Below are 13,132 nucleotides of genomic sequence, written 5' to 3'. Positions count from 1 at the left end.
AACACGGAAACCTGCGGTTGTCGGCGCAAGGTCGCCGAAGCCCGTTACGACACGACAAACAAAATGCGCTTTCGCGCGGATACACCTATGCTGCGGCTGAAAACTGAGGTGAAAGTGACTGCTTTGGACAAACCTACAATCTCTGTCATCATGGCGAATTACAACGCGGCCGAGCATATCGCAGCGGCATTGAAATCAGTGCTGGCCCAATCGCTTTCACAGATCGAAGTTCTGCTGTCAGACGATGCCTCAACGGATGCAAGCATCGCCATTGCTCATCAAATCGCGGCACAAGATCCCCGTTTGAAAGTGATTGAGGGCGACAGCAACGCCGGACCAGCCACAGCGCGCAATCGTGCACTTGATCTGGCCACAGGGGACTGGGTGGCGGTGGTTGATAGCGATGATATTATTCACCCGCAAAGACTGGAACGTATGCTGGAGGCCGCACGCGCATGCGGCACCGATGCTATTGCCGACGACCTGACATATCTGGTCGATAATACGGTTGAAAACGGATCGACCTTGCTAGGTGCCGCCTGCCCCACAACCCCGCAAGAGGTGACTGCAAAAACCTTTGTCGCAGACACCGATTACGCGCCCAAAATGGGCTATCTGAAACCTATCATCAAACGCGACGCCTTGCATGGGCTGCGCTACCGCGAAGATATCCGCATCGGTGAAGATCATGATTTTTATGTCCGTTTTCTATTGAACGGCGGGCGCATGCATCTGCTGCCGCAATCTTATTACCTTTACCGCAGGAACGTTCATTCGCTGTCACACCGTCTGCACCCCAACGACATCAAAGCGATGATCAGGGTACAGGATGATTTATTGATCAGCTACTCTGACCTGCCAAAGGACATACGCGCCGCATTCTTAGCGCGCAGGGTCGCATTGCACAGGCCTTTGGCCTTCGAAACCCTTGTCCAACAAATCAAAAGCAGGCGTTTGGGCAGTGCAATCACGAATATCTTGCACCACCCGGCCCTGCTGGGCCAGCTAGCCGGAGTTGCCAAGGATCGGCTGGTCCGCCGGATCAAACCTGCGACCACGCAACCGCCTAAAACATCGACCGACCCCAGCCAATGGACGCTTCAGGACTGGGCAGAATTATCTGCTTCAAGGGTATCATGATGGAAACAAACCTACCTCTTGTTCATATACGCACACCGACCTACAAACGCCCCGTTGCCTTGCGCCGCTGTTTAGAAAGCTTGCAGGCACAAACGGCGACACATTGGGTTTGCGATGTCTTTGATGATTGCCCAGACGGATCAGGCGCGGCCGTTGTCGCAGCGCTTGATGACCCGCGGGTCAGGTATCACCAGAACAGGCCACAAAGGTTTGCCTCCAAAAATATCGATCAATGTTTCAGCAAAGACAACCCGCACGATGCGGCATATTTCTTTGTGCTGGAGGATGACAACTTTGTGCTGCCGACCTTTATCAGCGACAACATTGCGATTTGCGAAAAGAATGGTGTGAACCTCGTTTTTCGCAATCAATTGGTTGAACTTGATAGTGGTACGGAGCGCGCGCGCCTTTCGCCAATCGGCATTCTGGAAGATAAGCTTGCCGGCGGTCTTTATACAGCAGATGTCTTTCGGCTGTGCCTGATGGCCGATATCGGCGTGTCAAATGGCGGGCTGTTCTGGTCGCGCGACGCGGCAACCGACCTTGAAATCCACCTTGAGTGTAGTGCGACCTTGCAAGAATACCTGCGCACCTTTGCCATTTGCGAACCTATCTATGTCGCGATGGAACCATTGGCTGTCTGGGCCGAGAATGGAACGGGCACATTGCGCGACTTCGGTGCAAATGTCGGCTATTACAAACGCGAACTGTCACTCAAGCGATCCATCGGTATTCTGCAACGCAAAGCTTGGTCTTTGGCCAAGCCAGAGGATCGCCAAAAATATCTCACCCATCCCGTATTTTGCTACCCGCCACAAACGCGGGCCAGCGGGTTGGTCAAATCACATACGCAATTTCGTGTTGGCAAAGCACTGCCGCTGGCGGAAGTGGTGCGGCTGATGCTGCGGGGTACCTTGATCCGGCTATTGGGCAAAGCGGAACCGGCGGTATCACCGTTCATTCATACACGATTGGGATAGTTACTGCTTTTGAGTCTTGGCCAGCGCATCAACCGGTGCATTTTGATCACTTTCGACAGGTTTGGGTTTTGCAGGTGACAGCATACTCATTGCAACAAGAAGCAGAAAATAAGCAACTTGCAGCACGAGTAAAACAACAACGACCCGCAGGATAATCGTACCCGCGTCAGCGCCCGCCAGATACGAAAACACAGCCATCGCAGCGGCGACGACACCCATAAAACAGGCAAATATCTGTAGGCGCAACGGCTCCTCCCAAACCACATTGGTAAAAGCATACGCGAATTCAGCGTCCCGCGCTACTGGGCAAAACCGGCATTTCAGACTTCGGTTTCCAGATAGCTTTCAGGCCAACCGGGCCGCGCATATCTGTCCAGCTTGCGCAGGTTGACCTTGTTCAGGGCGATACCAAGAACCTTTTGTGCAATTTCAGGCTCATGGGTCAGATACCGGGCCACCAAGGATCGTGGCGTTTTCCCCCACGCACAGACCAGAACGATCTTATCCAGAAGATCAATCATTGCCTTCACTTCCGCCCCCTTGCCCAAGGCTGGCATGTCCAGAACCACATAATCATAGTGCTTGCGCAACTCCGCCATCAGCGCGTGCAGGTTGCGTTGATAGACGACATCTGCGGTTACGGGTTGCTGCTGCCTTGGCCCAGATGGCAAAACGCCAAGGCCTGTATAATCCAGATGATGCATCGCGTCAGACAGCGGGGAAAGCCCGCGCAGAACCTCAAAAATACCGGGCCCCTGCGGTAGATTGAGCGCCTTGCTTAAGCTGAAGTCATTGAGGTCCATGTCGATCAACAAGGTCTGGGCCCCCGATGCGGCCAGCATGTTTGCGTAATTGACTGCAAGTGTCGTCTTGCCTTCGTCAGGCAACATGGATGTCACGGCAACAACCTTGCCCATCCCATCTGCCGCACCCAGGTTCACACTGGTATGGATGTTGCGCAATGTGTCGCTGTACATCGATTGGGGCATAAGAACGGACCAATACAACTGCGGTGACAAATCCCCAGAAATCGCCCGCTCCCATGCGATACGGACAGGGTCATTTTTGGCGGCGTCAGCCTCTGTTGCATTTTCTGCCGAAGCCATTTGCGCATCCAGCATAATTTCTTTCGTCTTGGGTGGTGGGGGCTGTGCGTTGCGCAGGTCCTTAAAATCAATGCGCGGCAGATGACCCAAAAATGTCTGGCCTGTATGTTCATACACATCCGTGCTGACACGAAACGACATTTCACGTGCTTCGCGCAGCACGGCAACGCAAAACCCCATCATCAGGCCCAACAGCAGCGTGACCGCCATAGTCTGCCATAGCTTGGGGAGTGCCGCCGTTTTGGGCACAATCGACTGGCTCAGGATACGCCCGTTTGACACCGGAAAAGACCCTTGGATCGATATCTGCTCATACCGCGCCGATATCGTCTGATAAAGCGCATCCAAGGTTGCGGCACGCTGCGCCAATTCGCGCAGTTCAGCCACCCTGCCCGGTTGGCTCTGACGCAATGCTGCAGCCTGAGCCAACACGTCAGCCGAGCTTTGTTCAAGCTCTTCCAGCCGGTTGCGCATCCACTCTGCGGTGCGTTCTGTGGATTCAACATTGGCGTTCAAACCGTCTTCAAGATAGGCGTCAGCATAGGTGTTCACAATCTGCGCTGCCAAGGTGGGATCATGGCCTATATAGCTGATCTCAATGGAAAAACTCAGCCCGATACGGGTCACGCTGATATCGCGCTGCAACTTGGATGCTGTTGCCACAAGCTGTGCTGCGCGTTGCTGTTCAGGGTCAGTTTCAACCGGGTCTTCCGATGCACTGCCAATGCCGATCAAACCTGTAATGCTGTCCTTCACACCAAAGACGATATCGCGTGCCAGCGACGATGGCGGGTTCAAGAAAATGTCCCTATCCTGCAGCTCAAGGCGGCGCGTCACCTCCGTGGCCAGTTGCAGGGATTTCAGGACCTGCAATTCGTTCAGCAGTGACGTATCGTTGCGTGCAAACGGAATGCTTGCCGTGATTTCCTCATCCAACGCGCTTGGACGTTCATCCACCAATACAGTTGCAGAGGTGTAATATTGCTCGGGCGTGGTCACATGATGAACGGCACCCGCAATTACGCCAAGCAAAGCGCATAAAAGAAGCGGCACATACTGCCTGCGCAATGCGGCGATGACGTCGGCAAGCGTGGTGGCGTCCGTTGCAGCGCTCTGCTGCAAACGGTCTGCCTGAAGCTCGGCATCGCGGATACGTAATCCGATATCTTTCATACTGCGCACCTGCCTGCGTTATTCACTTTGCCGCCGCGTGAATTCCGGCCCGTATTGCTGCAACTCACGACCGCCCGCCAAACCTGACAAGGCACCAACATGCAGTGCGCCGCGCAGGATTGCCTTGTTGCGGCGCGCGGGCGACAAAACCTGCAACACCGCCATACCTGCACAGTAAACCACCTTGCCCGCGGTAATCACCCAAAGCCGGGGCGAAGCACCGTTTTCGGCAACCAGCCGCCCGTGCGTCTGGCCCATGCGAAAGCGGCGACGTAACAACCACTTGAAGCTAACCCGATCCGCCGGGATCGCTTCATGAAGCACGGCATCAGGCGAAAACGCGATCTTGCCCCCATTGGCGACCACTTTGGCGAAAAATGCTGTATCTTCGCCGCCTGACTGCCCCAATGACAGATCAAAAAGGCAATCACGCAAAGCGGGGCTGTGGCGATCAAACAAGACATTGCAGGTATACCCCGTAATAATCTTATCATCGACCCAGACCGGCATGGTCGCGTGTATCCGGCTGCGCTGCATCCATGCGGGGGCACCATCGGTATAATCAGCCTCAACCGGGCCAAGCACGACATCCGCGCCATCCTTGCCCATATCTTTCGTCAGATGCACCAGCCAATCCGGCGGTGCGACCTCATCATCATCAATAAACGCAAGATAGCGGGCCTTGCTGTGGGTCAGCGCCCCATTGCGCGCGACCGAGATATTGCCCTGCGGACAATGCACGTAACGTAACGGCTTGCCAGCATCGGCCGCAATTTCAGCGACGATAGGTTCAGCACTGGGCTTGTCATCATTGTCGATCACCAGAATAGACAGATCATAACCCTCTGGCGTCACCAATTCCAAAAGCGAGGTCAACGTCTTGGCCAATTGCGGGCGACGATAGGTGCAAACGCACACTTCAAGCGTCTGGTTCATTGTGCAACCCTCCGACCGAAGGGTAATGCGTTGCGCAATAGCTTTTGCCAAAAACCCAGCGACCATGACAAATGCATGATCATCGCAGCAATACCACAAAGTGCCAGCGCCGGGTCACGTTGTGTGACCGCCATACGCAAACCGGTGAAGATACAATATGCTGCCCACAAACACGCCGGTAAGGCAAAAAGCCAATGCATCGGTGCCAACAACGCCAGTAAAAGCGCGGGTGCCACCATCATGACTTTGGTCTGCCGCAGCCGCGGTGTGACCCGATGTTTCAGCAGATTGCGCGCCCTACCCGCCCCATAGTTGAAATACTGCCGGGCGACCAACCCCAGTGAAGCACGCGGAAAGTAAGTGATCACCGTCGCGTCGGTCAGCCAGATCCGGTAACCTGCCGCCCGCAGGCGGTAGTCAAATTCGGCATCTTCGTTATGGGCAAAGCTCGGATCATAGCCGCCAATCGCGCGAAAAGCGGCGATCTTGATCAGTGCATGATGCCCGTGATCAACATAGGCCGCGGCGGGCAGATTCCGATGAGCAGATCCGCCGTTACCGATTGAAGAATTCTGGGTCATGGCGTTGATACGCTGAACCGGTGCGCTGCCCTCTGCCGTCATGCTGACAACGATGCTATCGGCGTGTACAGACTGGACCTGCTGCATCAGCACATCACAAAAATCATCAGGATAAGCACAATGAGCATCTATCCGGATCAAATGAGCCGCCCGCCCTTCGTCCTGTGCCACGGCCAGATTGATGGCAGCGCTTTGTATCTTGTCAGGGTTGTGGAGCAGCGAAATGCGTGCGTCAGCTGCCGCGAACTTGGCAACAATATCTACCGTGCCATCAGTGCTGCCGCCATCAACGACAACCACACGCCCGCCCAAACGATCCATCGCCGGGCGCAATTGGGTTAATATGTCAGCAATATGCGCCGCTTCATTCAGGCAAGGGACCACGACAAGCGGATCAGCGGCGGGTTCAGGTGATGGGATGTTTGCATGCATGTTTGGCTTCCGGTCAATGTGGATGAGTGGTTGAAAAGGCGAAAGCGAATACTGGGGAAACAACGTCAACAGATGATCCCAGTATAGGTCTGCTATGTAGCGGGCGCACGTCCGCGAACGTGGCGTCGGCTGTCGATTGCCATCGCACGCGCGGTTTTTAGTCGCTCAAGCAGCATACGCCCAATAAACCAGCGCGGATCCGCAACCGAGCCGCGAAATAGCGGGCGTCACATCGGGAAACTGGCGTGAAGTTGCTACAATAGAGCCAACACACCAGCATCGCTTTGCCTATGCGCCAACTTTTTTGTTTCAATACTGTAAGCTGGACCGTGGTGCTGACAGAAGCAAACACGACATCAGCGCGCCCAGCGGCCAACATCCTGCGCGATCGCGATCTTGCGTAGACACACCACTCACTTGAAAAACCAGCATTTCAATGTGGCAATGGCGGATGCGGGGCCACAGATCTCACCTATGCATCTTGCATAATTGAACCCATTGGCAACAACGGCCTTTTATCCAAATACCAGCTATCGCCGGATGGTATACATCATGGGGCACCCCGCCGAAGATATGCGCAGCTTACACCGCCAAGGCCATTTCGAACATTGCCTGATGTCGCGCAAAAAACCTAAGCGACGGTGTTTTCCTGTGCGAAACTGACCCATTGGGACACGTCTAATATCTGTCCCACCACCCCCAGTTGATTTGACAGCACAGATGCATCCCTTTCAGCGAGTTGTGTTAGCGTTGTAACACCACATTGCCCCAACATCCAAACCAGGCCAGGCCCCGCACCGGGAAGCTGCGCCAATTCACTTTCAGACCACGCATCATCCGCAACCGGGCCCACAGCTGCCTTGACAGTCATGTCAGGGCCGAAGTCAGGCGCAGGCTCTTCCACCTCAGAACTGGCATTGACCGTCCCCAACGCAGGTGCATCCGTTTCAGGGACTGCTGAAACGACCGTGTCCTCATTTTGACAGTGGAACTGTGTGGTGCTGATATCATCAATGGCGCGGGACTCGGTGGCGCTTAGCTGATCGGCAATGTCGGGTGGCACCGTGAAACTTCCATCAGCGACAGCCTGTTGCCCAACACCTGCCCCGTCGGTCACATCAAACGATGCGGCATTTAAGTCTTGAGGCGCATTAGACATCATGTCGCGTGCCTCATCGGAAGTGTCAGTCGGCATAGCGCCCTCTTCAACAGCCACATCGCACGGCGCAGCACTGACATTGTCCATAAGGCCGGATTGTACAGGTTCGGAAATCTCGGCAAGTGCCGCGTTTTTGACCGCCAACTCATCAAGCGCGTCCATCTCGCTGACGGGTTCAACCTCTGCAACGATGTGATCATGCTGAACTTTTACAGATGGGTTATCTGAACGCAGCGCCGCATCGGCAATCTGCTCGTCTATTGGCAAGTTTTCTTCAGGTTTTGTTGCGTCCTGCGTCGTTTCAGCGGCCTGTAATATTGCCGTCTTACGCGCCATGCGCGCGCGCCTGATCTCTTGCAAATTGGCCCGTGCGGAGCGTCTGACCTCGCCTGCTCTTTTACGATAGTTTTCTCGCTCCATTGCTAAGCCTCCGTTGTGAGTCGAACGCGTGGTGTACGCGCATCAAAAGCATCAAGGGCTGCCAGAAAATCGCCCACCAAAATCGCAAATTCTTGTTGTAGACGCAGCGTTTGCAGCGCTTCCGTCAAGGCGACTGGCAGGTCGTTATGCGCTGTCAGAACGGTTGTTGCTGCGCATAAAGCCTCCAAATGATCCATGGCTTGTGATTGTCCGTCAACGACCACAGCCTGTATTTTAGTCGGGCTCACAGTTGCGTCACTATAAGCAAGAACAAAGTCGCCCTTGCGGCGCGCCCAAAGTTCAATATTCAAGGTATCCTGTGCCGAAACCCTACGTTGCATACGCGCGTGCCGCTGCCCTTTGAAACGCAATGGCGGCCGGCCGTGGCGCCCGATAACAGCCATTTCCCAAAGGTCGGGCGCATCAATCATCGTGTGCGTATCATCCTGATGGTGAGCCTGTGGCACAGTGAAATTCCTATCGCAAAATCCGGTTGGATAGGATTGCCTAGCAGAGGCGCGGTTACTTTGAAGTTAATTTCATCGTCCCGTTTTTGACGGATCAACACGATCACGAAAATACGCAATTTTTTGGGGGAGTTTGCGAATTATTCATGATTCGGCCTGATCAAGCGTCATCCGCAATGCATCCCGGCAGCCACTGCCGCGAGGCGCCGAAAGGAGCATAGTCAATGAATGAAATTGGACGCCTGAGTGAGTCTGATGGGCAATACGAATTCCGCGAACCTGCGCGTAGCCTGATTATCCGGGGCGAACATCCCGAATGGGTCTTGCTTGCCGCGGCAGAAGTGATCGGAAACACCGCGAAGCTTGAAGCTGAAAGCGTGATTGAAGAACTCAATGCCATGGTTGAATTCGAAGCCGTTGAAGAGATCGAAGTCGATTCGGCAAAATACGCAATGAAGGAACGGTTTGACCTTATTCCACAGTGCATCGTGACTGTTGGAAAGATGGATTACAAATGGGCCGCCCCCGAAGGCCGTGCCAAAAAACAAGAGGAGTTTGGAAACCAAGCCCTCAAACGCGTTCATGACATGTCACTGACCCGCACAGATTCGTTTCTGAAAAACGAAAACGGTGATGACATGACCCCAAAAACACAAGCCTAGAGCAAGGACAGTAACATGGAAATCATTCCCTTCGGCAGCCAAGACTTGGATAACATCCTAAATCGTGAGCCGCAGCGCGCAGAATACCTGCCCTTCGGCGCCGTCATGTTAGATCGCAACGGCCGCATTGTGAAATACAACAAGGCGGAAGGCCTGATTGCGAGCCGGACACCAGAAGACATGATCGGCAAAGATTTTTTTAACGACGTCGCACCTTGCGCGAAAGGCAAACGCTTTCACGGCGAATTCCTGAAATTCCACCGCAGCGGGCAAATCAACGTCATGTTTGACTACAAATTTGCCTACAAAGGGGCTGATGTGGGGGTCAAAATCCACCTGAAGGCGCAACCTGACGGGCAGAATTGCTGGATGTTTGTAAAGCGCACTTAAGATTACACTGGGCGTCTAAGTACATGGGACAGCACATAAATCCGCAGATTGACGTGACAATCACGCCTGCATTGCGCGCACTCCTTGCCGGTCAATCCGTTACGGCTGCTGGCGAAAGTGCGCGCGAAGTACCGGCGCGCATGATCCACGACACTGTTCCGACAGCGACGTCCGTGCCACGCTCGGCAACGCAGATGCAAAGTCTGCGGCGGGATGGCAAACGCCCCCTTCGTTTTGAAGGTCTACTTGTTGTGGCGAACATTGTTCCAGTACGCGTTGATGACATGGTTCTCCAACAGCACATGGCGATTTATGTCGATAATGCGGGGGATATTTATATGTCCTTGGCTTTGCTTATACCGCCAGACGCGCCGGCGCGCTCGCTGTTCAATGCCAATAAGATTTCTGTTCAGGCCCCCGAACAGCATTTGTCCAATTGGTATGACCGCGCCAGCAAAATCATCGAACAACTTACACCGCCCTCACCTTGCCCGGATGCCCGCGCACCACTTTACAGCGCCCTTCGGTCTCTCACATCGCTTTGTCTCCAGTCAGAGCGTTTGCCAATTGAAAGGATACGAACATGACAACAATGATGGAAGTGACGCAACCGGAACAGGCCGTTCCGGCCGGTGTTTCACAATTTGCGCATACCGCCATGCCCTATCACATCAAACGCGCCGGCGGTCGGCCGTTGCGCTTTGACGGTTCTGAACTTGCAATGGCCATGAGTTACACTTCGGCTATCCCTTATTGGTATGAGATCAACCTCTACCGCACCGCAGAGCAAGGTTTTGTCGCAGCCGTCCGTCTCTTTCACCAGTCCGAGGATAAGCAAGACACGATCCGCGCATGGGAAGCCGCTACGCTTGACGACGCCATAGACAAACTGATCGGCTATGATGCAGCAAATGATGTGCCGTTAGGCACTGACTTTGATGTACATACAGCGGCCGCCAGCGAAATGGGCGCTTGGGCATTACAATTGATGGCCCATATTTCGGATGCCCGACATCACTATGGCAGTCTCATAGGCGAATTTCTTTATGATCTTGAGCACGGGCAATGATGCTACTTGGCTCAGGGATAGCCACCAACGGCCTATGAAGGACACGTCGGGTCATATGATGGAGGCATGTCTTGCAAGGGATTCTGTTCGGCGCGTGCTGCTCAGCCTCATTGCCGTCGAACAAGAAAGGCTGATCAAAGCTGGCGTCGTCGCGCAAGAAAAGGCCCTGACTGCGCAATCAATTGGCGCGACGGATGCGCAGATTGATCGCTTGAGTATCGATGAGACGTCTTTGGGCTTTGACAGCCTGTCTAGGCTAGATCTGGTCTTGCGGGTGAACCAGTTCTTCCAGTTGCACACCACTGGGGTCGAGGACTATCTGCTCGTCAAAAGACGGGTATGTGATTGGGTTGAACTCATTATGCAACATTTTTTGTTGTTGCAGACACCAACCCAGATCGCATTTCTGACGTCGGGGTCAACCGGCGCACCCAAAACAATCATTCATGAAATGCGGGCGCTGCAAGCAGAGGTAACAACGCTGCTTGCGGGCCCCGTGCCAATGTTGCAACCTTCTGCGCGTGTTTTATCGCTGGTCCCGCCGCATCACATCTATGGCTTCTTGTTTTCCTGTATTTTGCCAACGATGGCGGGATGCGACACGATCGATCTTCATCAGCAAACACCAACACGCGGTTTTACCGTTGCGCAGGCCGGTGATCTTGTGATTGCGACACCGTATATATGGGAACGGTTAATAAAGAGCGGCCTTCAATTCCAGCCTGGCGTAAGAGGTATCAGCGCGGGTGCGCCCACGACAACAACGACTTGGTCCGTGTTGGAAATGGCGGGTTTGTCTTCATTGACCGAAGTATATGGCGCGACCGAAACCGGAGGCATAGGTTTTCGGCAGGCATCGGATGATGCATTCCATCTGCTCGCCCATCTTGAAAGAGCAGATGCGCATATCAGGCATGCAGACACAGTCGATAAAATCCTTGATATTCAAGATAAAATAAACTGGACCGGACCGCGCAGATTTACTATTTCAGGTCGCCGGGATGATGTTGTGCAGGTTGCTGGCGTGAATGTTGCGCCTCAACACGTGGCAGAGCAGATCGGCAAGGTTTTTGGGGTGAACTCTGTCGATATACGCGTCAGCGCGGGTCGATTACACGCTTTAATCATCCCGTCGAAACCAGATGATCCTACAAACGCGCTAGAGCAGCGCATCCGCGCGCATCTTTTGCAGCACCTTGCACCACCGGCACGTCCGGCGACCTTAACGTTTCGTGCCACACGCCCATGCAACGACATGGGCAAGCTGCAGGATTGGACCGGTGATCAACCGCAATGGTGTGACTGATAGGCACGCACAGCCAAGTCACGTCGCAACAAAGTGAAACCACTAATTCTACGCTGATTCACCAATAATTTACCTCAATAGCAGACCTTGGCTCCATCGCATGTCGCGACACATCCTAGAACTGGATTGAGGTTTGACAAAACACCTACCATCCCTGAATGACATAGAACCGGTGTCGCCGCTCAACAGCGATGCGCCGCCCTACAACCCGTGGGCGGGATTGCGTCAGAAGAACCAATTCTTCGAAAATGAGGAAATTTCAGCACTTGTACAACGCGGCTTGTTCTACGCACGCGCAGGTGTGCCCATCCACTTTCAAGGCACGGCGGGTCGCGGCAAAACGGCTGTCGCGCTGGAAATTGCAAGCCGGCTCGGGCGCCCTGTCAGTGTCATGACCGGCAACGACTGGCTTAACATCGAAGATATGGTGGGAAAGCAGGTCGGGCAATCAACCCGTTCAGTTGTCGATAAATACATTCAACGGGTCCGGCGAAGCGAGGCAACCACCCGTTACGATTGGGAAAATGCCATGCTGGCAGAGGCAATGTTACAAGGCCATACGCTAGTTTACGATGAATTTACGCGCTCAAGCCCCAAGGCGAATGGCATACTGCTCAGCGTGCTGGAAGAGGGCATTCTGGTTGCTGCAGATCCATTGGCCACCGCCGAATACATTCATGCCCATCCCGATTTCCGCATCATCCTGACGTCCAATCCACATGATTATGCGGGGGTAAATGCATCCCCCGACGCCTTGCTTGACCGGATGGTGACATTTCAAATGTCACGCTATGCCACCGAAACCGAAAGCGGCATCGTTGCGGCAAGGACCGGCACGCCGCCTGCGCTGGCAAAACGGATCGTTCATTTGGTCAATACCCTCGCGCGCGACGACACGTCCTGTTCCATGCGCGCCTGCATATTGATCGCACAAATTGCTGCGATGCGGTTGCGCACATCCGTATTATCTGACGCGCTTTTGGCGCAAATTGCGGCTGATGTCTTGGTTGGCCGGGGCATCGTGGTGACCACCGGACAAATCGCAAAATATCTTGAACAGAACCCACAAGAGGAGCCGGCCTTATGAAGCGCCCCAAAACCCAAATGCCCAAGCGCCCGCGCATGGCCGGCAGTGCTGTTGCGCGCACGCCAAAGGATGCAGCGATTAAACTGGTGCGGTTGGAATTTGACGCGGCACGCCTGCAAATGGGCATTGATCAAGCCGAGGGACGCGCTGATTGCTATCGCGCGGAACTGGATCACAATCAAAAGCAACGCAAGACGGTGATGGATATCCTAAATGGTTAGTCC

15 protein-coding genes are annotated in these 13,132 nt (G+C 54.2%); 9 read left to right on the top strand and 6 right to left on the bottom strand.

Annotated elements, in window-relative coordinates:
• Positions 1-87 precede the first annotated feature (87 nt).
• Both BC777_RS01355 and BC777_RS01350 read left to right on the top strand, forming a co-directional pair.
• Positions 88-1,140: a glycosyltransferase family 2 protein gene (locus BC777_RS01355; protein WP_168769039.1), complete on the top strand. Its 1,053-nt coding sequence runs from the start codon at positions 88-90 to the stop codon at positions 1,138-1,140.
• Complete coding sequence (locus BC777_RS01350; protein ID WP_245834108.1) at positions 1,137-2,120, top strand: glycosyltransferase family 2 protein; 984 nt, start codon at positions 1,137-1,139, stop codon at positions 2,118-2,120. Before BC777_RS01355 ends, BC777_RS01350 begins: the two co-directional genes overlap by 4 nt.
• Here the strand turns inward: BC777_RS01350 and BC777_RS01345 are convergent, their stop codons facing one another.
• From BC777_RS01345 to BC777_RS01320, 6 genes are all read right to left on the bottom strand, one after another.
• Positions 2,121-2,366, bottom strand: coding sequence for a hypothetical protein (locus BC777_RS01345; RefSeq protein ID WP_168769038.1), 246 nt, complete (start codon positions 2,364-2,366; stop codon positions 2,121-2,123).
• Between the two features lie 74 nt (positions 2,367-2,440).
• A complete protein-coding gene (locus BC777_RS01340) occupies positions 2,441-4,399 on the bottom strand; it encodes an AAA family ATPase (protein WP_100366370.1) in 1,959 nt (652 codons plus the stop codon).
• A gap of 18 nt (positions 4,400-4,417) precedes the next feature.
• Complete coding sequence (locus tag BC777_RS01335; protein ID WP_100366369.1) at positions 4,418-5,335, bottom strand: glycosyltransferase; 918 nt, start codon at positions 5,333-5,335, stop codon at positions 4,418-4,420.
• Entirely contained in the window at positions 5,332-6,348 is a 1,017-nt protein-coding gene (locus tag BC777_RS01330; RefSeq protein ID WP_100366368.1) for a glycosyltransferase family 2 protein, read from the bottom strand. Before BC777_RS01330 ends, BC777_RS01335 begins: the two co-directional genes overlap by 4 nt.
• A 631-nt stretch (positions 6,349-6,979) precedes the next feature.
• The gene (locus BC777_RS19485) at positions 6,980-7,843 is read right to left on the bottom strand and encodes a hypothetical protein (RefSeq protein ID WP_245834106.1); all 864 of its coding nucleotides are present in this window, start codon (positions 7,841-7,843) and stop codon (positions 6,980-6,982) included.
• A gap of 86 nt (positions 7,844-7,929) precedes the next feature.
• Positions 7,930-8,394 carry a hypothetical protein gene (locus BC777_RS01320; protein ID WP_100366367.1) on the bottom strand — a complete coding sequence of 155 codons (465 nt, stop codon included), beginning with the start codon at positions 8,392-8,394 and terminating at the stop codon, positions 7,930-7,932.
• 224 nt (positions 8,395-8,618) lie between these two features.
• Here BC777_RS01320 and BC777_RS01315 point away from each other — a divergent pair, with 224 nt between their 5' ends.
• The 7 genes from BC777_RS01315 (at position 8,619) to BC777_RS01285 (ending at position 13,129) form a co-directional block, all read left to right on the top strand.
• Positions 8,619-9,056, top strand: a complete 438-nt coding sequence (locus BC777_RS01315) for a hypothetical protein (protein WP_100366366.1) — start codon at positions 8,619-8,621, stop codon at positions 9,054-9,056.
• Positions 9,057-9,071: 15 nt separating this feature from the next.
• A complete protein-coding gene (gene pyp / locus BC777_RS01310; RefSeq protein ID WP_100366365.1) occupies positions 9,072-9,446 on the top strand; it encodes a photoactive yellow protein in 375 nt (124 codons plus the stop codon).
• 23 nt (positions 9,447-9,469) lie between these two features.
• Positions 9,470-10,033 (top strand): hypothetical protein, encoded by a 564-nt coding sequence (locus tag BC777_RS01305; protein WP_100366364.1) that lies wholly within the window; start codon positions 9,470-9,472, stop codon positions 10,031-10,033.
• Positions 10,030-10,515 carry a hypothetical protein gene (locus BC777_RS01300; protein WP_100366363.1) on the top strand — a complete coding sequence of 162 codons (486 nt, stop codon included), beginning with the start codon at positions 10,030-10,032 and terminating at the stop codon, positions 10,513-10,515. Before BC777_RS01305 ends, BC777_RS01300 begins: the two co-directional genes overlap by 4 nt.
• Complete coding sequence (gene pcl, locus BC777_RS01295) at positions 10,493-11,821, top strand: 4-coumarate--CoA ligase (protein WP_100366362.1); 1,329 nt, start codon at positions 10,493-10,495, stop codon at positions 11,819-11,821. Before BC777_RS01300 ends, pcl begins: the two co-directional genes overlap by 23 nt.
• Positions 11,822-11,954: 133 nt before the next feature.
• Complete coding sequence (locus BC777_RS01290) at positions 11,955-12,908, top strand: AAA family ATPase (protein WP_100366361.1); 954 nt, start codon at positions 11,955-11,957, stop codon at positions 12,906-12,908.
• Positions 12,905-13,129, top strand: a complete 225-nt coding sequence (locus tag BC777_RS01285) for a hypothetical protein (RefSeq protein ID WP_100366360.1) — start codon at positions 12,905-12,907, stop codon at positions 13,127-13,129. Before BC777_RS01290 ends, BC777_RS01285 begins: the two co-directional genes overlap by 4 nt.
• Positions 13,130-13,132 lie beyond the last annotated feature (3 nt).

Origin of the sequence: Yoonia maricola, from assembly GCF_002797915.1 — a bacterium.
GTDB classification, from domain to species: domain Bacteria; phylum Pseudomonadota; class Alphaproteobacteria; order Rhodobacterales; family Rhodobacteraceae; genus Yoonia; species Yoonia maricola.
The sequence above is the reverse complement of the archived record's forward strand: the minus strand, read 5'-3'. Positions and strand labels throughout refer to the sequence as shown.

Coding starts and splice junctions, on each gene's coding strand:
- BC777_RS01350 (WP_245834108.1), top strand. CDS start 1,137: ATGATGGAAACAAACCTACCTCTTGTTCATATACGCACACCGACCTAC.
- BC777_RS01355 (WP_168769039.1), top strand. CDS start 88: ATGCTGCGGCTGAAAACTGAGGTGAAAGTGACTGCTTTGGACAAACCT.
- BC777_RS01315 (WP_100366366.1), top strand. CDS start 8,619: ATGAATGAAATTGGACGCCTGAGTGAGTCTGATGGGCAATACGAATTC.
- BC777_RS01340 (WP_100366370.1), bottom strand. CDS start 4,399: ATGAAAGATATCGGATTACGTATCCGCGATGCCGAGCTTCAGGCAGAC.
- pcl (WP_100366362.1), top strand. CDS start 10,493: ATGATCTTGAGCACGGGCAATGATGCTACTTGGCTCAGGGATAGCCAC.
- BC777_RS19485 (WP_245834106.1), bottom strand. CDS start 7,843: ATGGCGCGTAAGACGGCAATATTACAGGCCGCTGAAACGACGCAGGAC.
- pyp (WP_100366365.1), top strand. CDS start 9,072: ATGGAAATCATTCCCTTCGGCAGCCAAGACTTGGATAACATCCTAAAT.
- BC777_RS01300 (WP_100366363.1), top strand. CDS start 10,030: ATGACAACAATGATGGAAGTGACGCAACCGGAACAGGCCGTTCCGGCC.
- BC777_RS01330 (WP_100366368.1), bottom strand. CDS start 6,348: ATGCATGCAAACATCCCATCACCTGAACCCGCCGCTGATCCGCTTGTC.
- BC777_RS01335 (WP_100366369.1), bottom strand. CDS start 5,335: ATGAACCAGACGCTTGAAGTGTGCGTTTGCACCTATCGTCGCCCGCAA.
- BC777_RS01285 (WP_100366360.1), top strand. CDS start 12,905: ATGAAGCGCCCCAAAACCCAAATGCCCAAGCGCCCGCGCATGGCCGGC.
- BC777_RS01305 (WP_100366364.1), top strand. CDS start 9,470: ATGGGACAGCACATAAATCCGCAGATTGACGTGACAATCACGCCTGCA.